Annotated in this window: 22 protein-coding genes and 1 riboswitch; of the genes, 13 read left to right on the forward strand and 9 right to left on the reverse strand. The window is 36.6% G+C overall.

Annotated features, from left to right (window positions below; translation table 11 throughout):
- Positions 1 to 7 precede the first annotated feature (7 nt).
- Both EPI11_RS08410 and EPI11_RS08415 read left to right on the forward strand, forming a co-directional pair.
- Positions 8 to 1,351: an ankyrin repeat domain-containing protein gene (locus EPI11_RS08410; RefSeq protein WP_128389513.1), complete on the forward strand. Its 1,344-nt coding sequence runs from the start codon at positions 8 to 10 to the stop codon at positions 1,349 to 1,351.
- A 90-nt stretch (positions 1,352 to 1,441) separates the two neighbouring features.
- Positions 1,442 to 1,879: a DUF6526 family protein gene (locus EPI11_RS08415; protein ID WP_128389514.1), complete on the forward strand. Its 438-nt coding sequence runs from the start codon at positions 1,442 to 1,444 to the stop codon at positions 1,877 to 1,879.
- Between the two features lie 65 nt (positions 1,880 to 1,944).
- Here the strand turns inward: EPI11_RS08415 and EPI11_RS08420 are convergent, their stop codons facing one another.
- Complete coding sequence (locus tag EPI11_RS08420) at positions 1,945 to 2,298, reverse strand: hypothetical protein (protein ID WP_128389515.1); 354 nt, start codon at positions 2,296 to 2,298, stop codon at positions 1,945 to 1,947.
- A gap of 36 nt (positions 2,299 to 2,334) precedes the next feature.
- Positions 2,335 to 2,511, reverse strand: a complete 177-nt coding sequence (locus EPI11_RS18950; protein WP_164879132.1) for a hypothetical protein — start codon at positions 2,509 to 2,511, stop codon at positions 2,335 to 2,337.
- 321 nt (positions 2,512 to 2,832) lie between these two features.
- Between EPI11_RS18950 and EPI11_RS08425 the strand changes: the two genes are divergently transcribed.
- Positions 2,833 to 3,378 carry a YceI family protein gene (locus tag EPI11_RS08425; RefSeq protein ID WP_128389516.1) on the forward strand — a complete coding sequence of 182 codons (546 nt, stop codon included), beginning with the start codon at positions 2,833 to 2,835 and terminating at the stop codon, positions 3,376 to 3,378.
- Between the two features lie 49 nt (positions 3,379 to 3,427).
- Here EPI11_RS08425 and EPI11_RS08430 read toward each other — a convergent pair whose 3' ends face one another.
- The 6 genes from EPI11_RS08430 to EPI11_RS08455 form a co-directional block, all read right to left on the reverse strand.
- Positions 3,428 to 3,838, reverse strand: a complete 411-nt coding sequence (locus EPI11_RS08430; RefSeq protein WP_128389517.1) for a hypothetical protein — start codon at positions 3,836 to 3,838, stop codon at positions 3,428 to 3,430.
- 63 nt (positions 3,839 to 3,901) lie between these two features.
- On the reverse strand, positions 3,902 to 4,411 hold the full coding sequence (locus tag EPI11_RS08435) for a hypothetical protein (protein WP_128389518.1): 510 nt from the start codon (positions 4,409 to 4,411) through the stop codon (positions 3,902 to 3,904).
- 2 nt (positions 4,412 to 4,413) lie between these two features.
- On the reverse strand, positions 4,414 to 4,674 hold the full coding sequence (locus EPI11_RS08440) for a lipocalin/fatty acid-binding family protein (protein WP_128389519.1): 261 nt from the start codon (positions 4,672 to 4,674) through the stop codon (positions 4,414 to 4,416).
- 77 nt (positions 4,675 to 4,751) lie between these two features.
- Positions 4,752 to 5,537 (reverse strand): ABC transporter ATP-binding protein, encoded by a 786-nt coding sequence (locus EPI11_RS08445; protein ID WP_128389520.1) that lies wholly within the window; start codon positions 5,535 to 5,537, stop codon positions 4,752 to 4,754.
- A 4-nt stretch (positions 5,538 to 5,541) separates the two neighbouring features.
- On the reverse strand, positions 5,542 to 6,516 hold the full coding sequence (locus tag EPI11_RS08450; protein WP_128389546.1) for an iron ABC transporter permease: 975 nt from the start codon (positions 6,514 to 6,516) through the stop codon (positions 5,542 to 5,544).
- A 66-nt stretch (positions 6,517 to 6,582) separates the two neighbouring features.
- The gene (locus tag EPI11_RS08455; protein WP_128389521.1) at positions 6,583 to 7,719 is read right to left on the reverse strand and encodes an ABC transporter substrate-binding protein; all 1,137 of its coding nucleotides are present in this window, start codon (positions 7,717 to 7,719) and stop codon (positions 6,583 to 6,585) included.
- A 54-nt stretch (positions 7,720 to 7,773) separates the two neighbouring features.
- Positions 7,774 to 7,983: riboswitch (cobalamin riboswitch) on the forward strand.
- Between the two features lie 30 nt (positions 7,984 to 8,013).
- On the opposite strand from EPI11_RS08455, the gene EPI11_RS08460 reads away from it, so the two are divergent.
- From EPI11_RS08460 to EPI11_RS08475, 4 genes are read left to right on the forward strand one after another with little or no spacing between them, the layout of a single operon-like run.
- Entirely contained in the window at positions 8,014 to 9,843 is a 1,830-nt protein-coding gene (locus tag EPI11_RS08460; RefSeq protein ID WP_128389522.1) for a TonB-dependent receptor plug domain-containing protein, read from the forward strand.
- A 3-nt stretch (positions 9,844 to 9,846) separates the two neighbouring features.
- On the forward strand, positions 9,847 to 10,920 hold the full coding sequence (locus tag EPI11_RS08465) for a YncE family protein (protein WP_128389523.1): 1,074 nt from the start codon (positions 9,847 to 9,849) through the stop codon (positions 10,918 to 10,920).
- A 13-nt stretch (positions 10,921 to 10,933) separates the two neighbouring features.
- Entirely contained in the window at positions 10,934 to 12,214 is a 1,281-nt protein-coding gene (locus EPI11_RS08470) for a DUF5074 domain-containing protein (protein WP_164879133.1), read from the forward strand.
- Entirely contained in the window at positions 12,214 to 13,197 is a 984-nt protein-coding gene (locus tag EPI11_RS08475; RefSeq protein WP_128389525.1) for a T9SS type A sorting domain-containing protein, read from the forward strand. The genes EPI11_RS08470 and EPI11_RS08475 overlap by 1 nt, the downstream gene beginning before the upstream one ends.
- Before the next feature lie 52 nt (positions 13,198 to 13,249).
- Here EPI11_RS08475 and EPI11_RS08480 read toward each other — a convergent pair whose 3' ends face one another.
- Positions 13,250 to 14,710 (reverse strand): S41 family peptidase, encoded by a 1,461-nt coding sequence (locus EPI11_RS08480; RefSeq protein ID WP_128389526.1) that lies wholly within the window; start codon positions 14,708 to 14,710, stop codon positions 13,250 to 13,252.
- Between the two features lie 115 nt (positions 14,711 to 14,825).
- Between EPI11_RS08480 and EPI11_RS08485 the strand changes: the two genes are divergently transcribed.
- From EPI11_RS08485 to typA, 6 genes are all read left to right on the forward strand, one after another.
- Entirely contained in the window at positions 14,826 to 15,341 is a 516-nt protein-coding gene (locus EPI11_RS08485) for an RNA polymerase sigma factor (protein WP_128389527.1), read from the forward strand.
- The gene (locus tag EPI11_RS08490) at positions 15,322 to 15,762 is read left to right on the forward strand and encodes a hypothetical protein (RefSeq protein ID WP_128389528.1); all 441 of its coding nucleotides are present in this window, start codon (positions 15,322 to 15,324) and stop codon (positions 15,760 to 15,762) included. The genes EPI11_RS08485 and EPI11_RS08490 overlap by 20 nt, the downstream gene beginning before the upstream one ends.
- 4 nt (positions 15,763 to 15,766) lie before the next feature.
- Positions 15,767 to 16,258 (forward strand): DUF4252 domain-containing protein, encoded by a 492-nt coding sequence (locus EPI11_RS08495; protein ID WP_128389529.1) that lies wholly within the window; start codon positions 15,767 to 15,769, stop codon positions 16,256 to 16,258.
- A 43-nt stretch (positions 16,259 to 16,301) separates the two neighbouring features.
- Positions 16,302 to 16,829, forward strand: coding sequence for a DUF4252 domain-containing protein (locus EPI11_RS08500; RefSeq protein ID WP_128389530.1), 528 nt, complete (start codon positions 16,302 to 16,304; stop codon positions 16,827 to 16,829).
- A 2-nt stretch (positions 16,830 to 16,831) separates the two neighbouring features.
- Positions 16,832 to 17,371, forward strand: a complete 540-nt coding sequence (locus tag EPI11_RS08505) for a DUF4252 domain-containing protein (RefSeq protein WP_128389531.1) — start codon at positions 16,832 to 16,834, stop codon at positions 17,369 to 17,371.
- 333 nt (positions 17,372 to 17,704) lie between these two features.
- On the forward strand, positions 17,705 to 19,501 hold the full coding sequence (typA, locus tag EPI11_RS08510; protein ID WP_128389532.1) for a translational GTPase TypA: 1,797 nt from the start codon (positions 17,705 to 17,707) through the stop codon (positions 19,499 to 19,501).
- Positions 19,502 to 19,710: the final 209 nt, after the last annotated feature.

The raw sequence follows: 19,710 nt of genomic DNA on the forward strand, positions 1-19,710 counted from the left end.
CTATATTATGTCCTTATCATTCATCATTGCTTGTGAAGGCGGTAAACGAAAAATTGCAGAGCTATTATTGGTTAATAACGAAGTAGATGTTAACTATACAGATGAAAAGGGAAGGACAGCGCTTCATTATGCTGCTCATCATGGCTATCTGGATTTAGTTAAGCTGCTTATTGATAAAGGGGCCAGCCTGGATTATGAAGATCATGATGGCGAGACGCCTTTTTATTTTGCCTGTCTTCAAAAACAAAAACAAACAGCCCTTTTTCTGTTGGAAAAAGACGCCAAAGTAACAATCAATGATTTGCAAGGAAACAGTTTACTGCATCTAACAGCAAAAACTGGCCAAAAAGAAGTGATAGAAAGTCTGCTTGAACACAATATTGGAGTGGATTTGGAAAATAATAATGGAGAAACGCCTTTGTTTATCGCATCAGCATACCGAAACAAAGAGGTTGTGCAAATGCTTATTGACAAAGGAGCCAATGTAAACACAACTAACAAAGCCGGCGATAGCCCCCTTATTATTGCTGCAAGGTCTAAAAATGCACCCATGGTAACCTGCCTGCTTGAAAATAATGCAAATATTAATCATACAAACCATGCCGGTGAATCGGCGCTTCTTATTGCCTGCTATGATACTAACAGGATTCTGACCGGTTTATTGGTAGAACAGGGAGCAGATGTAATGGCTATGTCCAAAGACGGACTCTCGCCTGTATGGTATGCCTGTGCGAACAACCAAAAAGAAATTGTAAGCCTCTTTTTAGATAATGGTGTGAACGTAAATTTCAGCATGCCGGCATCAGGCGATACTGTTAGCATGTATAGTTATCTGGATTGGGTAGAAAGTGCTTCCAGCCTGTCTATGAGCAGTTCTTTTACATTAAACCATACATATAGCTATGCAGGGGAAAGCCTGTTGCATGTGGCAGCAAAGAACGGACACTTAAGCATGCTTAAGCTTTTGTTGGAAAGAGGCGCAGATATTAATATACAGGATGAATCAGGCAATACACCCCTGCATTATGCGGCTTCAAATGGTAAAAAAGATATAGTTAAATACCTAATTGACCAGCAAGCCGATACAGCTGTAGTAAATGTTAAAGAGCAGCGCGCAGTGGACTATGCTTCCATAAAGGGCTATAATGAGATTGTTGAGCTTTTGCTGGGCGGTCAGCCTCAATCTCAAAAAGTTGCACAACCAAATGTACAAGATACAAAACAAGGTGATGCAGTTGCCGCTACAGATAAGAAAAAAGCACTTTTGGATATTAAAGATCTGTTGGATCTTGGTATTTTGACACAATCTGAGTTTGATAATGAAAAGGCAAAAATCTTATCGGGTAAATAGATTTCGTATAGCACAAATGGATTGGAACTACGTTTAGGATGAGACCGCAGGTGTTGTGCTGCATTTTCTTAAATAAATAAAATAATACTAATGGCAGATCAAAGTTATTTCAATCACATACGCTTTTACACACCGCATCATTTTGTGTTTTATCCGGTAATGCTGGTATTCATTATTGCCTCGGCATGGTTTGCCTGGACAGATGAAAAAAACACTATAGTGTGGTTGTTTATAACAGCCGTATTTATTACCATTACGATGTTAAGTTTTATGATGCGTCAGCATTACGCACTTACACTGCAAAACAGGATCGTGCTTATGGAACTTCGTTATCGTTATTTTGTAGTTACAGGACAGCGACTGGAATCCTTGGAAGAAAAATTGACAGAAGGTCAACTGTTTGCCCTGCGTTTTGCTCCTGATGAAGAACTGGTGGCACTAACACAAAAAGCAATAAATGAAAACCTTTCTGCTGACAAGATAAAAAAATCCATTAAACATTGGAAAGCAGATAATCGAAGGGTATAAATACAATTCATATAATTAAAAAAACGGTTCCATAAAGGAGCCGTTTTTCTTTAAAGGTCAGATTATTATTCCATTTCTTCTCTGTTTCTACGGTTATAGTCGGTAGTGTAACGATTCAGGTCGGTATCACTGTAACGTCCATGAGAAGATTCGGTTTCGTCTTTATAAAAAGTTCCGGCCGATTGCATATTACGGGAATCTTCGCTGTTACTGTGTTTATTATCTATGTCCCAGCCGGAATCATTAAAATCGTCATTATCGCTTCTCATGTCCTGCGATTCGTCATTCGAACCGGGAGATAAAATAGTATTCCAGTCATCATCCCTGTCTTTATTAAAACGATCCATTTTTTTAGATTCATTTTCATGTTGATGTTCCCAGCTGTCCTGGCCCGGATCATCATTTCTATTCGTTCGCATAATGGTATAGTTTATTAGATGTTACTATTCAATTATTCAATGTTTATCCATCCTCCCCTCCTGTATTTTTTGAGGTGTCTTGGTGGCTGTTGTTTTTTTAGCAGCTCCTTTTTCTGCTTCTGCCATTGTCTTTTTTAAATTAGAAGGTTTTTTTTCTTCTAATGGTTTGCCGCTTGATACTTTAGGTGCCGGGGTTTGATTTCCTGATGCCATGATTATTGATTTTTAGATGGTTACATTATAAAGTTCTAAAAATCAAGAAGGAGATAATAGCCAATTAACACTCTTTTTAATTGAAAATGTTATAGAAAACTTTAACAAAGACCGTAGTTTGAAGTAATAGAAAGGGATAACGTTTGCTAAACCATTGTGTGTTAATTTAAGTTTTAACAAATAATTCACGTAAAACATTGTGAATAAAGGAGTAACAATAATTAAATTAGTAAGGGCTTAGTACGTGTTTACTGATTAAAGAATCTTGAAAACGACGATTCCTTTCTTATATCTCAATCAACTAATTTTTAATACAATAGTATGTCAACAAAAATATGGACACTTGATTTAGCACATTCTGAAGTGCATTTTAAAATAAAACATTTGGTAATTTCTACTATAACGGGCTCGTTTACTATTTTCTCGGGTTCGCTTAAAACCGTTACTGTAGATCATAATGATTTTGCCAATGCAGCTTTTGATATGCTTATTGATGTGTATAGTATTGATACCAATAATCTTGATAGAGACAAACATCTAAAATCTCCTGATTTTTTTAATGCTGACCTATATCCGCAAATGAAATTTCATTCTACGTCATTTAAACATATACATGGAGATGAATACAAACTTACAGGACCATTAACTATAAAAGGAATTACCAGAGAGGTAACCTTTGATGTGCTTTTTGGAGGACAAGCTAAAGATGGTTTTGGTATTAACAGAGCAGGCTTTGAGATAACAGGTACTATTAACAGGAATGATTTTGATATCCATGCACCTGACGTTACTGAGGTCGGAGGGCTTGTACTAGGCGAAGAAATTAAATTATTAGCCAATATTCAGTTTATTTATGATATCGATTAAGTTCACAACTGTGACTTTATGCATAAAAAAAGAGCTTTAAGCTCTTTTTTTATTTTCCGGGGTTTATATTTCCTCTTTGTTTTTTATTATCAGCATGGGAGGAAGGGTAGCGCTTTTCATTTATGTCAGAATTAAAATCGCGGTTTTCGGCTGTTTTCTTATCTTCTGCTTCGTTTTTTGTTCCTCTGCTTTTACTCACTACTTCACCATTATCTTCAACGGCTTTTTCGTTTTGGCTTACAGGAGATGCTTTCTTTTCGTCAACATCCCTGGCTCTTTTTACAACTTCTGTACTGCCGTCTTTGTTTTTATCCAGTTCAGTTTTTAGTTTTGCAGCTGCAGGATCGTAATTTCTAGGCAGATTATCACCACTAAAGCCTTCATTCTTTTCACTCACTTTGCCTTGATTGTTTATCTTTTGTGCTCCCAGATCTTTAGGATCATTTGTATCTGCTGCCATAATAAATAATTTTGATTGTTATTTGAATCTTTAGAATCAGATTTTTTACTTGAAATTGATAGTTTACTTATAACTTGCAATGGCACTATAATGTGATGCTGCAATATAATTCACTGTTTTTTCTAAGGAAGGTTTAATGTCACTATAACCATCTTTAAGCTGCCCTGATGATGAGAAGTAATCAGGTATCTTGTAGTTTATAAGTACATCATCGTTAGCATAAATATCGGTTATAGTGAAGACCAATTTGTAATAAGTGCCATACGAGTTAAGCTTCATGCTATACCGTATAGTATATTGAAAAGTTTCGCCAAGATTCCTGTAAAAAAAGGCATTTCTTTTATATGCGGTTATAGTTAGTGAGTTTGATGTCACATCTGACACATCATATCCTTTTTGACCTCTATTAAACTCTGCTGCCCACGATTTGGATAGTTCGATGAATTTTTCCTGTGAAATAGATGGTATTTGTACTTCTACAGGATCGAAACCATACGGCATTAAAACCATTTGTGGTTGGGCTATTGCAATTCCTGCAATAAATAGACATAGTATAGGCAGGAGTTTTTGCATGACTATCCGGCTTTGTTTAATGCCTTTTTAAACTCGTCCTGTATCATATCTGTAGATAAGAAAAAAGGCTTTTTATCTATGGTAATCGTAATATCATCACCATTAATACTGTACTTGCCTTCAAATTTTCCCAACATTGTATCTCCTTCAAATGTTCCTTCCTGTTCATTTCCGGCAAGGCTGCCTTTATCGCCTACTGTACTTTTTATCTTGCTTAGAAGCTGTGTTTTGTCTCCGGGGTAATTTACTGTAAACTGACTCATAACATTATATTTTACGTTAATACGTAAATTTAATCAATACAAAACCGATAAGTGTTTAGCTTTTGTTAAACCTATTCTTACTTTATAACAAAACCGCCCTTTTGGACGTCAAAAGAAATATTCTCATCATTAAATAATTTGTCGAATACTTTGTTTGTAATGAGGTTTTTAGGAGTATCCTGTGTTACACTGTCGGGAGTCATTACTACCATTTCGTCGCTTAGCTGTAGTGCGAGATCAAGGTCGTGAGTAGAGTAGAGGATACATTTTCCGGTTTCGGAAGTTAATCGTTTTAAAAGTCTTAGCAAATTTACTTTATGTAGTAAATCGAGGTGTGTAGTGGGTTCATCCAGAATAATGAGCGGAGTATCCTGAGCAAGTGCTCTGGCAATAAGTACTTTTTGCAATTGGCCATCGCTGATTTCAAAATGCCTTTTATGGATAAGATATTCAATTTGTGTAAGCTGTATGGCTTTGTTAACCTGTTGTATATCTTCGGGAGATAATGTGCCCAGCCAGTTGGTATAGGGCTGCCTGCCCAGTGCAACAAGTTCAAAAACGGTAAGGTTACTTGGCGGAAGGCTTTCGGTAAGTACAATGCCTAATGTTTGCGCCAGTTCTTTAGCGTTGTAGTCATTTACTTTTTTACCCTTTAAAAGTACAGTGCCTTTTAAAGGTTGCTGAATACCTGTGAGGGTTCTTAGCAGGGTAGATTTACCTATACCATTAGCACCTATTAATGCAATTAGTTTTCCTTGCGATAAGGTAATATTTATACTATCTGCTATAGCGGCCGATTCTTTTTTATTGGAATATCCTATGCTTAATTGCTCAGCGGATAATATGATGTTATCTCTTTCCATAAGGTTAGCTAAAAATTCCTTTTCGTTTGTGAAGTAACAGCCATATTACTATTGGAGCACCAATTATAGAAGCTATAGCATTAATAGGCAGTACATATTCACTTCCCGGAAGCTGCGTAAATGTGTCACAAAAAAGCAGTATACCTGCACCTATAAGTATGGTTGCCCAAAACAATACAAGGTGGCTGCTGGTTTTAAAGATCAATTTTGCAATATGTGGCACTACAAGCCCTATGAATACTATAGGTCCTGTAAAAGCAGTGATTGCTCCTGTAAGCAGACTTGTTGCGATTATAATTAGTATTCTGGTCCTTTTAAAATTAATTCCCATACTTTTTGCATAACGCTCACCAAGAAGTAAAGCATCCAGTGGTTTTATGCATAGGGCAGCCATTAATAAGCCAGTAAAGCAGGCAACGGCCAAGATTATAATATTAGACCAAGGAAGGTTTCCAAGGCTGCCTAAAGCCCAAAACGTAAACTTCTGCAATTGTTCTGCAGTACTAAAGTAACTCAATACGCCTACAATGGCACCGGTAAAGCTGGAAAACATCAGCCCGATAATAAGTATTGCCATAGTATCGCGTAGTTTTTGTGCTACGACCAGTATAGCAAGCAGTACAATAAAACTTCCTGCTATAGCTGCCAGCACAATTCCATATGGTGAAAGGAAAAATCCTGCGAATACTCCGGAAAGCATACCTGCGCCAAGGATAACAAAGGCAACACCAAGGCTGGCGCCAGAGCTTAATCCTAATACATCAGGGCCAGCTAAGGGATTACGGAAAAGGGTTTGCATAAGCAATCCGCTTATTGATAAACCAATACCTACGAGTACAGCCGTTACTGCTTTAGGCAAGCGGTAATGTAGTACAATATATTCCCATGCTGTTTTGCTTGCTTCGCCACCAGTAAGGCTTTGAATTACATCATACATAGGTATTTTGACTGATCCGAGGCAGATATTGACAAGGAACAGCACTGTAAGGGTAATACCTAAAATTGTAAATAGCAGTATGTTTTTTTTGTGCTGCAAGAGTTGAAACTATTTTAGTTTTTCGAAGAAATGAAGTTTGTAATCAGGTAACACGTCAGGGTGTAAAATGCTTATCATATCTTTAAGTACCAGATCCGGACGGTTTGGCGCAAGTTCGTAATAGATAAGTCCGCCTTTTTTACCTTTCTTAGTACTGAACGAATATACATTATGTGTTTTAAAAGCTTTAAATTCTCCGTAATGCGGGTTGGAGTCTGTCATTTCCTTCAGTGAGGTAAACTGGCTTGGACCTATCCAGAAATCAGCGTTTTGGGCTTTATCTAAAACTGTTTCAAAAGAAAGGTTAAGACTGCCTGTCCCTTCAGAATCTGCCCAAAGATATTTTGCTTTTGCATCTTTTAAAAATAGTGCCGGCCAACTACCACCTTGTGGTAAATACCAATGATCCTGATATAAAGCACCTGCTAGAACAGTAGGTGTACCGGTTACATTTTTAACCAATGCTAATGCATTGTTATATTCTTTTTCGACATCATTAAACAAAGCAGCAGCCTTGTCATCCTGATCGTATAAGGCACCAAAGAATTTAATCCATTCGGCTTTGCCCAGCGGTGTTTGTTCTGTCCAGTCGCCATTGTATAAAATAACCATACCGCTTTGCTTCAGGTTGTTCATGGTTTTGTTGTTACTGCTAATGCTAAAACCTACTACAGCATCGGGAGCCAAATCTATCATTACTTCAGTATTCAGGCTTTCGTTAGTACCTACTTCTTTTACTTTTCCGGCATCTACACGTGCTCTTGTTTTCTCAGAAGAGATATAATCTGTGGTAGGGAAACCGACTAATGTATTTTCTACACCAAGCATTTCCAGTGAAGGAACATGAGTTGTAGAGGTCACTACTACCGATTTAAGCGGTACAGATACCACAGTATATTTTTTAAGGCTATCCGGTACAATACCATCTTTTTGCTGCATTACATAGGTAAACGTTTCTTTAGCATCCGGCCACGGATTGGTCACTTTTACTACAGTAAAGCCTTTATAACGGTATATTTCAAGCCCTTTTGCGTGTTTTATTGTGTTTTCAGGTTTCGCCGCAGAACCTGTATCTGCACTGGTTTCTTTTTTACATCCGGTGAATGCTAAAACCACAAAAAGGAATAGAGGATAGAATAGTTTCATAAAAATATTGAATGTGATGCAAATGTATAAATTAAATATTTCAATATATGTTCTATATTTGCGCCAACTTAAGGTTGTGATATGCAATACGGTGTATCACATTAAAAGGGAATCAGGTTTAATACCTGAGCTGTTCCCGCAACTGTAAGCTTATTCCGCTGCGGCGGAAGGTTGTTGTTAACTGCAAACCACTGTGCGATCTGCGTACGGGAAGGTAAACAACAATACGCAAGCCAGGAGACCTGCCTTGAAGTGTAACTAATATCGGACTTTCGGGAAAAAGGTTCAGGGATTATGAAACTGAAAAAAATATTCTTACCGTTTTTACTTTTATTGTGCCAATTTATTGCAGCGCAGAGCGATAGCGTTATCAAACTTAAAGCAGTTGTTATTTCGGATACGCAATTGCGTGATTTTTCTAATACGCAGTCGGTCCAGAAATTAAACGATTCTGTTATCAGCAGGAATTCACCTTCGCTAACATCATTATTGAATTACAATACAGTTATCTATTTTAAAGAAAACGGATTGGGTATGGTGTCTTCGCCGTCCTTTAGAGGTACAACTGCACAGCAAACGGCTATAATATGGAATGGTATCAACATCAATTCTCAGCTTCTTGGCCAGACCGATTTTAACGTACTCAATACTCGCGATTTTAGTTCTATTAGTGTAAAAGCAGGGGGTGGGAGCGTTGTATATGGTAGTAGTGCTATTGGCGGAAGTATCCACCTGAATAATGATTTAACCTTTGGAGATCAATTTAAAAACAGCCTGCGTTTTGATTATGGCAGTTATAATACTATTGGTACACATTATAACCTTAAAGCAGGTACAGATAAGATTAGTACCAATGTGAGTATAAGCCGTAATAGTTCTGATAATGATTATGAATATCCGGGGAAGGATATGAAAAATGAGAACGGGCAATACTATAATACCAGCATGAACCTTGCTTTTGCTTATAAGCTAAATTCAAAAAATATCCTTCGCTTTTACAATTACCTGTTTGATGGTGAAAGGCATTTTTCGGGTACACTGGCAGCACCTTCAAAAAGCAAGTATCAGGATACCAATATGCGCAATATGCTGGAATGGACAGGATATTACAACCGTTTTACCTCAAGATTAAAAACAGCTTACCTGTATGAAAAATACAAATATTTTGAAAATTATAAAAATGACTTTTTCACTTTTGGTAATGTAAAAACATTCATAGTACGATATGATCTGACGTATGATGTTTCGAACTCCATCAAACTGAATTCTATTGTAGATTATACACAGAACAATGGAGATGGATCTGATATTATCAATAAAAAAAGAAATATCGGATCGGGCAGTTTGTTGATGAAACATAGTGTCAGCACAAGATTTCAATATGAACTAGGTGTTCGCAAAGAGATCACCGATACTTATGACAGTCCTTTGCTTTTCTCTGTGGGAACTAATTTTGCAGTAGCCGATTTTTATACTATAAAATTAAATACTTCCCGAAACTTCAGGATGCCAACCTATAATGACCTTTACTGGTCAGGCAGTGGGAATCCTGAGCTGAACCCTGAAACATCGTATCAGGCTGAAATTGGGAATGTTTTTAAATTCAACAATACTACTTTAACAGTTACAGGGTATTACATAAAATTACGTGATATGCTGCGTTGGATACCCTCAAAAGACGGTGTTTGGCGTCCTGAAAATGTAGGAAGGGTAAATACATTTGGAGCAGAATCGATACTTAACTGGCACAAAAGAATAGGTGCAGGTACGTTAGAATTTAATGGTACTTATGCGTATACTGTTTCACGTGAGGATGGTAAAAGTGAACAGCTTATTTATGTTCCTTTTCACAAAGCTACAGCTTCATTAGCTTATGGATGGAAAAATGTTTCGGTGTATTACCGACACTTGTTTAATGGGGAAGTATTTACAACGTCTGATAACGAATATAAAATTGACCCTTATAACGTTTCGTCTCTAGGGGCTGAGTATGATTTTAAATTGTTTTCCGGACTCGGACTTGGCTTTCAGGTAAATAATCTTTGGAACGAAGAATACCAGAATGTGGATGTGCGACCTATGCCTGGACGTAACTATAACATGTATCTTAACTTTAATTTTTAATATATGAAACTACACAAACTGCTTTTAACAGTGATCTTAGGATCATTTTTGTTTGTATCATGTTCAAGTGATGATAATAACGACAGCAAACCTAGTGGTGCTTATGATAACGGAGTTATTGTGCTTAATCAGGGTAACTTTTTAAAAGGTAATGCATCAATATCGTTTTTATCGAACTCATTTGTAACTGAAAACAACATTTTCTCGACTGTAAATAACGGTGCAGTATTGGGTGATACAGGACAGGATATTGGTTTTAAGGGCGATCTTGCTTACATCGTACTTAATGTTTCTAATAAAATAGAAATAGTTAACCGCTATACTTTTGCAAAAGTTGCTACTATTAGTAATGGTCTTGTTAACCCACGATACATTGCTTTTCATAATGATAAAGCTTATGTAACGAATTGGGGTGACGGAAATATAAAAACAGATGATTATGTAGCTGTAATAGACCTAAAAACAAATACTGTAACAGGTACAATTCCTGTTGTTGAAGGTCCGGAAAGGATTATTGAGGAAAACGGGAAACTGTATGTAGCTCATGCCGGAGGTTTTGGTTACGGTAATACTATTACGGTTATAAAAACAGCTAACAATACTATCGAAACTACAATTACTGTGGGGGATGTACCTAATTCTATTGAAACGGAAAACGGAAAACTGTATGTGTTAACATCTGGTAAATCAGAATTTTCAGGAAGCGAAAGTGCCGGTAAATTTCACATTATTACTCTAAATGATAATAAAGTAACAACAACATTAGACTTTACAGGATTAACACATCCATCTAACCTTGTTATAGAGGATAATAGGATTTATTATACCCTAAATAATGATGTTTACACTATGACACTAGCTCCATCTGTATTACCAGCAACATCTTTATTCTCTACTACTGCACAAGGGGTTAAAAATGGCATTAACTGTTTTGCTGTGGAAGATAGCAGGATTTATGTTGGTGATGCTTTAGATTTTAATTCTAATGGTAAAGTATATGTTTATTCTTTACAGGGAGCATTACAACATTCTACTACAGTGGGTTTAATACCTGCAGGTTTCTATTTTAATGACTAAATTTTATAAAAAAATGAAAAAATTTTTACTCTCGGTTGTATTAACGGCCACATTTACTTTTTCTGCTTTAGCGCAATACACAGATGGCGTTTTTATTCTTAATGAAGGCGGAGCAGGAAGTGATAATTCATCCCTTTCTTTTTTAGCAAACAGTACTTTGCAAAATAATGTTTACGGTAGTGTAAACAATGGTGATAAATTAGGTGATACCGCACAAAGCATGGGCTTTAAAGGCGATAAGGTGTATGTTGTACTAAACATATCTAATGAAGTAGTTGTTGCTAACAGTACTACACTTGTAAAAACTGCAAGAATAACCGAAGGTCTTGTAAACCCAAGATATATCGCATTTTATGGTGAAAAGGCCTATGTGACATGTTGGGGTAATGCTCAGTCCGATACAGATGATTATATTGCAGTAATTGACCTTTCTACTAATGCGGTAACAGGAAATATTCCTGTAGCAGTAGGTATAGAGAAAATCATAACGATTGGCGATAAGTTATATGTTGCTCATAAAGGAGGTTATGGCGATAATAATTTAGTGTCTGTTGTAAATCCAGCAACAAATGCTGTAGTAACTATCGAAGTAGGAGATGTACCTAATGCTATGGTTGAAAAAGGAGGCTTTTTATATGTAATGTGCGGTGGTAGACCTTCATGGTCTGGTGCTGGAGAAAGTTCAGGAAAACTTGTAAAAATAAACCTTGCAGATAACACTATTGCTGAGGCATTAACGTTCTTTGGTGTTCAGCATCCTTCAGGACTTGGAGTGAATGGGAATGATTTATATTATACAATAGGTGCAGACATATACAAAACAGATATTGCAGCTGCTACATTGCCTGTAGCGCCGTTATTTTCTATAGAGCCTCAGGGAGTATATGGTATTTATGGATTTGATGTAATAGACGGTAAACTTTATATTGGTGACGCAGGAGGTTTTGTAGCTCCGGGTGTTGCTCATGTTTATACAGCGGCAGGAGCGCACGTTCAAACCTATACTGTAGGTATTTCACCAAACGGATTTTACAAATCAGTTCAGACTGTTACAGGTACAGTTGATGTAAATAAACTAACTGTTTCTGTATATCCTAACCCTGTTTCAGAAGTTTTATATGTTAATACAGATAAACAGGCTGAAGTAAGAATATTTGATATTGCAGGAAGAATAGTAGCAAATGAGAACTACACCGCTTCTGGAATCAATGTTTCGGCTTTACCAGCAGGTACTTATTTTGCAGAGATTACTGTAGAAAATGCAAAAAGCATTAAACAAATTGTAATCCAGTAATGATTAAAAATTTCATATATATCTGTTTGCTTACAGCTTCAGTATCTCATGCGCAGCTTTCTTATCCGCCAAATGCAGATACAGAAGGTACAACGGCTATCAGCCAAAACAGTAATGTTTTTGTAGCTTGGGCTACAGGTGTTGAGGTTGTAAGAGGATATATTCAGATATCAGATCCGTCAATAGTACATATGGGGAGTAATAAAGCTAGTTATGGTGTACCTGCCGATGCGATTGGTATACCTGATCTTGGCGCTGTTAGCCTTGGTGATGCCGGTACTGCAATTGTAACATTTGCAGCACCAATAACTAATGGCCCTGGTTATGATTTTGCGGTTTTTGAAAATGGTAGTAATACCTTTCTTGAGTTAGCTTTTGTTGAGGTTAGTTCTGATGGTGCTAATTTTTTTAGGTTTCCGGCGCACAGCGAGACACAAACCGATACATCTATAGGTGGGTTTGGAGCCTTAGATGCACGAAATCTTAATAATCTGGCAGGTAAGTATAAGGCAGACTACGGAACACCTTTTGACTTAGATAATATACCGGATAATTTATTATTAGACAAAAGCAGGATTACGCACGTTAAATTAGTTGATGTTGTAGGTTCTGTAGAAGCTCAATATGGTACTACTGACAGCTTGGGGAATTTAATAAATGATCCTTATCCTACGCCTTTTTATTCGGGAGGATTTGATCTTACCGGTGTAGGTGTCATTAATCAGGGAACACTTAGCACTGATGATTTTAGTGCAGTACAGTTTACGGTTTATCCTAACCCTGCAAATGAGGTGCTTACTGTTTCTTTAGTAAATGAAGATGCAGCCAGCATAACACTATATGATGTGTCTGGCAGAAAAGTACTGGTAAGTTCATTGTCAGGATCACAAAGCTTTGATATATCTACTTTAAATGCAGGAATCTATTTTGTAGAAATAGCTACAAAAAATGTCCGCAATGTAAAGCAGGTTATTATCAAATAATTTGATACTATTTAAATAATAAAAAAGGCTTCCGTTGGGAAGCCTTTTTTATTTATTGTAAGTTTTTAATTAGATTGAGAGAACCTTCAGGTATTTCGTCAAGATACATTTCTGTACCAAAACGGCGCATACTTTTAGAGTCTTTTATATTGATGAATTGTTTCGATTCTTTAAACCTTCCAGCGCGTCCTGTTCCGGTAATTGCCGCAATAGCTTCTGCAAGAAGAGGTTCATTCACTGTACCAATAACGCCAAGGTTAGCAATATCTTCTTTATGCTGGATATCCGGAGCTATACCCGAGCTGTATTCTCCAAAACCTGTTTTGTTTACTGTTCTTAATACAATAGGCTGCATGGCATATCTATGGCTGCCGTCACGTCCTTTCTTGGAAAAATCGGGAGAATCATATAAAGTAACCGATCCTACATTTTTACCAACAGTAGTGTCGCCAATAACCGTAACACCTATATAAGGTTTAAGACAGTTAATAACAAGTTCACTTGCAGATGCTGTGGATCCTGTAGCAAGAATATACACCCTGTTTAAGTTTAGGTGATTTATGGCTGTGCCGTTACTCAGTTGTGTAGAAAACAGGTTTAGTAATGATGCAGCATTATTTTCTTCATAATATTTTTGCAGCTTTGAGTTCCATTGTTGTTTCGCAAATACCTGCCCATTAAATTGTCCGGTTATCATACTGCCAAGATAGGCTGCAGTCCTCACAGACCCACCTGAGTTATAACGAAGATCAAGTACAAGTTCGTTTACTCCCTGAGATGCTAATTGTGCAAAAGCGTCATTAAGGTTAGTGTCATAATTACTGTAAAACCCATTGTACATAAGATAACCAATAACATGGCTGCCTTCATTGAAGACCTTTATATCATACACGGGGTTTTCGGCATATTCTTTTTTAATAAGCGCTACTTCCTGACCATTTGGAGTGATTACACCATCATTATAATCAGCAAGATTAAGAGTGTATGAGTCGGTACCTAAAAGTCCCTGGTAGTTGCTGGCTGTAAGTGTTGTGCCATTTATTGCATAAAAAATATCACCCCTTTTTATATTTTTTGTAGCTGCATCAGTACCCGGGAGTACATAGCGTACATAACCAAATATTGTGGTTTTAGATTCATCGGCGTATACCAGGCCAAACTCGATACCATTGCTTGTAGAAACTCCTTGTAAAACATTTTCTAAAACACGGAAATCTGAAAATAGTACACTAAATCTGTCGGCATTGCTACCATCAGGGAATTTTCTGTATAGTAAACTTTCAAAAAGACTTTCGGGCGAAGCGTAGCTTTCCAGGAACGAGTTAAGATTTTGCTGTGTTGCAAAACGATCGTCGGCAAGGTTAGGTACATCTTGCTGCCATAAATAATAAAGGTTAAGTCCCTTCCATATAAAGTCGTTCACAGGAACTGCATTGTCATCCATGTCTTCACAGCTTTGGAAAGCAAGTGCGCCCAATACAAGGGATGCCAGAAGTATTTTTATCTTTTTCATTTAGAGGTTTAAATAATAATAGAACGTAAATTTAATTATTTTTATATTCCTTGTAACAAAAATTACTACTATTCGTCTTCCTTTTATAAACCAATAACAAACCCTAAGACCAGTTATGAATCAATCAGATTTCATAAAAGTCATTTCTCCTTTTAAAGACCGGGTATTCCGGTTGGCAAAACGGCTCCTTGTGAGTACCGAAGAGGCAGAAGATGCAACGCAGGAAGTTTTGGTCAAGCTGTGGAATAATAAGAATAAGCTTGAAGCTTATTCGAGTGTAGAAGCCCTGGCTATGACCATGACAAAAAATTACTGCCTGGACCAGTTAAAGTCCAAACGGGCGACAGAGATGCGTATAGTTCATTCGAATTATACCGACAGGCAGCCGGGACTGCAGCAGCAGACCGAAGACAGGGACAGCTGGCAATGGGTAGAAAAGATCATTGAAAAGCTGCCAGAACAACAAAAGTTAATCCTGCAGATGAGGGATATAGAACAATATGAATTTGAAGAGATCGCTAAAATAATGGACATGAATGAGACTGCCGTAAGAGTGGCACTCTCCAGAGCAAGAAAAGCGTTACGGGAAGAACTTACAAAAACACACAGCTATGGAATTAAAAGCAATTGAAAAACTACTGGATAGATATTTTGAAGCCGAGACTAGTACGGCCGAAGAGAAAGAACTGAGAACTTATTTTTCTTCACCTAATGTGGCGCCGCATTTGGAGCATTACAAATCTTTGTTTGGATATATATCGCAGGCAGGATCACAACAGTTTGAAAAATCGATACCATTAAAAACCAAAAGGCATTATGCAGCATGGATATCGATAGCAGCAAGTGTTGTGCTATTGTTCGGGATGTTTACATTTTTTAACACGCAGCAGCCTTCTCAGGAAGATTTAGGAACTTATGACGATCCTGAAGTAGCTTTTAGGGAAACGCAGAAAGCACTTAATATGCTGTCTCAAAATGTAAATGTAGGCGTAGGTAGTATGCATTATATTGGAGAGTACGAAAAAACAAGAAAAACAATCTTTAAAAAATAAAACAATGAAAAAGTTTATAATCACCCTGGTATTGGCAATCGCGCCATTTGTTACCTTTGCGCAGAGCACTGCATTTAGTAAATTTGAAGATGTAGATGGTATAGAAAGCCTAACCATTAGTAAAGACATGTTTGATATGGTTAGCACTATGAAAGTATCTACTGATAGTGAAAAATCAAAGATGACTATGGATCTTATAAAAGGTATGGATTATCTTAAAGTATTTTCTACTTCACAAAGAAAGTACAGAAAAGAAATAAAAACTGCAGTAACAGATTATTTAAAGTTAAACAGGTTAGAGCAGTTAATGAGCTTTACCAATGAAAAGGCTAAGATTAAAATCTATGTGAATAAAGGAGACGATGCATCCATCATTAAAGAAGGTTTAGTGTTTATTGAAGATGAAGACGACAAAGGAGTAGTGCTTTTATCTTTTACAGGCAACATAAACCTTAAAGATGCAGAGAAACTAAAAGACCTTAAAGACTTTAGATAAACAAAACACACCAAAAACAAAATATTTTTAAAACAGAACAAAAATGAAAAAGTTTATAATAACCCTGATGTTAGCCATTTTACCCTCATTGTTTTTTGCCCAGACAACAGCGTTTGATAAGTTTGAAAAAGATGGTGTAGATGCTGTTATCGTTAATAAGAAGATGTTTGAACTAATGGGTAATGTAAAAATGGACCCTAAAGATAAAAATGCCCAGCAATACCTTAACCTTATTAAAAAGCTGGATAATCTTAAAGTGTTTACCACAACAAGCAGTAAAATTGTTGGAGAGATGAAAGGCACTGTCGAAGCCTATTTAAAAAAATATCCGTTAGAAGAACTTATGCGTATTAATGAAGATGGAAAAACGATTAAGATATATGTAAAATCCGGGGCTACATCTTCGCAAGTAAAAGAGCTGCTAATGTTTATAGAGGGTGGCGGACCCAAATCAAGTACTGTATTAATGTCGCTTACCGGAAACTTTGACCTTAGTGAAATATCATTCCTTACCGATTATATGAAAATTCCGGGTGGGATAGAACTTAAAAGAGCAGCTAAAAAATCGTAATTATGAAACGTAATCTATATTTATTAGGACTTGTAATGCTGTTATTTGTCTCTTGCGACCAGAAACCTACACTGCAAAAGTATTTTGTAGAGAAAGGAAATGCGAAAGACTTTATGACAGTAGATATTGCACCAAGCTTTATTAAAACCGATGGGCTTAAATTATCTGCAGATGAGCAGGCGGCACTTAAATCGCTGCATAAACTAAATGTCCTTGTTTTTCAGAGAAACAAAACAAATGAAAAAGAATATGATACTGAAAAAACAGCCGTTAAAGCGCTTTTGAAATCAGATAAATATGATGAACTGATGAAAGTGAATAGCGGAGACGGAGGTTTGTCTGTAAATACTAAAGGAGAAGGAGAGCATATTGAAGAGTGCGTATTGTTCTTACACGGAAAAGAGAATGGTTTTGGAGTGATAAGAGTAATGGGCGAAAATATGACACCTAATAATGTAATGACGATAGTGGGGTTGTTGCAAAAAGCAAATTTAGATATATCTCAGCTTAAACCCCTACAGGATATGTTGAAAGAGAAATAAAATATAATTCGTTAAAAATGAACATCCCTGAAGAATAGTCTTCGGGGATTTTTTGTTTTTATTAGATAGGGGAATTAAGTATTTGCATTAATTTATTTCGGTTTACTGTTTTCTTGTTCTTTTCCTTTTTTGGCTGTAGACTTTCTAGTAATTATCTTAAATAATAGTGTTTACTGCTTTGGAGGTGAATTATTAAAAAGCCTATAATAACCCGTAAAAAGTTACGAAATCGTATATATAACGTTTAGTTTTAGAGTTTTGTGCTAACTTGCTCATAACTAAAGTTTTTTTTATCAAAAAAATGTGTACCTTTGCACCTTCAAAAAAATACAGATGGCATCCATAAGAAACATTGCGATTATTGCTCACGTTGACCACGGTAAGACTACACTGGTTGACAAAATCATGTACCATTGCCAATTATTTCGTGAAAACGAAAATACAGGTGATCTGATCCTTGACAATAATGACCTGGAGCGTGAAAGAGGTATTACTATTACTTCTAAGAACGTTTCGGTAACTTATAAAGGAACTAAAATCAATATTATTGATACCCCAGGTCACGCCGATTTTGGTGGTGAAGTAGAACGTGTACTTAACATGGCCGATGGTGTTTGCCTTTTGGTTGATGCTTTTGAAGGCCCTATGCCTCAAACGCGTTTTGTACTACAAAAAGCTATCGACCTTGGTCTTAAGCCTTGTGTGGTAATCAATAAAGTAGATAAAGAAAACTGTACTCCAGAGGAAGTTCACGAAAAAGTGTTCGACCTTATGTTTGAACTAGGAGCTAAAGAATGGCAGCTGGATTTCCCAACTGTTTACGGTTCTGCAAAAAACAACTGGATGAGTGATGACTTTAGAGTTATTACTGATAATATTGAGCCACTTCTTGACATGGTACTTGCGCACGTTCCTGCTCCTAAAGTATCTGAAGGTACACCTCAAATGCTTATCACATCATTAGACTTCTCAGCATTTACCGGACGTATCGCTATCGGTCGTTTAGAAAGAGGCGTTTTAAGAGAAGGTATGCCAATTTCTCTTGTAAAAAGAGACGGTACAGTTATAAAATCAAGAATTAAAGAATTACATACTTTTGAAGGTCTTGGCCGTAAAAAAGTACAGGAAGTAATTGCCGGAGATATTTGCGCGATTATTGGTGTAGAAGGTTTTGAAATTGGTGATACTATCGCTGATTTTGAAAATCCGGAAGCATTACAAACAATTGCTATCGATGAACCAACAATGAGTATGTTGTTCACGATCAATGATTCACCATTCTTTGGTAAAGAAGGTAAATTTGTAACATCGCGTCACATCAGAGACCGTTTAACAAAAGAATTAGAGAAAAACTTAGCGATGAAGTTAGGTGAAACTGATTCTGCTGATAAATTCATGGTTTTCGGTCGTGGTGTATTACACTTATCGGTTCTTATCGAAACAATGAGAAGAGAAGGATACGAATTACAAATTGGTCAGCCACAGGTTATCATCAAAGAAATTGATGGTAAAAAATGTGAGCCAATTGAAGAATTAACAATCGATTTACCGGAAAACCTTTCAGGTCGTGCTGTTGAATTTGTTTCTATCCGTAAGGGAGAAATGCTTTCAATGGAAGCTAAAGGTGAGCGTATGATCGTGAAATTTAATATTCCTTCACGTGGTATCATCGGTTTAAGAAACCAATTGCTTACAGCTACTGCAGGTGAAGCAATCATGTCACACCGTTACATAGGTTACGAACCATACAAAGGAGAAATTCCTGGACGTAACAACGGATCATTGATCTCTATGGAAAATGGTAAAGCTATTCCATATTCAATCGATAAATTACAGGATCGTGGTAAATTCTTCATTAGTGCTAATGACGAAATTTATGAAGGTCAGGTTATTGGTGAAAACAGCCGTAGTGATGATATGACTGTGAACGTAACTAAAATGAAAAAACAATCTAACGTACGTTCTTCAGGAAATGATGAAAAAGCAAGGATTATACCTCCTATGATTTTTACATTAGAAGAAGCATTAGAGTACATTCAGAAAGACGAGTATGTAGAGGTAACGCCTAAGAGCTTACGTGTACGTAAAATCTACCTGACTGAAACAGACAGAAAACGTTTTAAATTCTAATTAGAATTTAGTACTATACTATAAAAAGTCCCGCCAATGGCGGGACTTTTTTTGTTGTATGACAATTCTTATATGTGAAGCTTGCGGATTTTTTTAATTTGTATGTAAAATATCACAAAAAAAATATCCAGTGTTTGCTGGGGTTTTAAGGCTGTTGGCTAAAATGTGCGGAAAACCCGTAATTAAGTTATATAATAAATATTTATTAT

It is taken from the genome of Flavobacterium cerinum (assembly GCF_004028155.1).
In the GTDB taxonomy this organism is placed as follows: Bacteria; Bacteroidota; Bacteroidia; order Flavobacteriales; family Flavobacteriaceae; genus Flavobacterium; species Flavobacterium cerinum.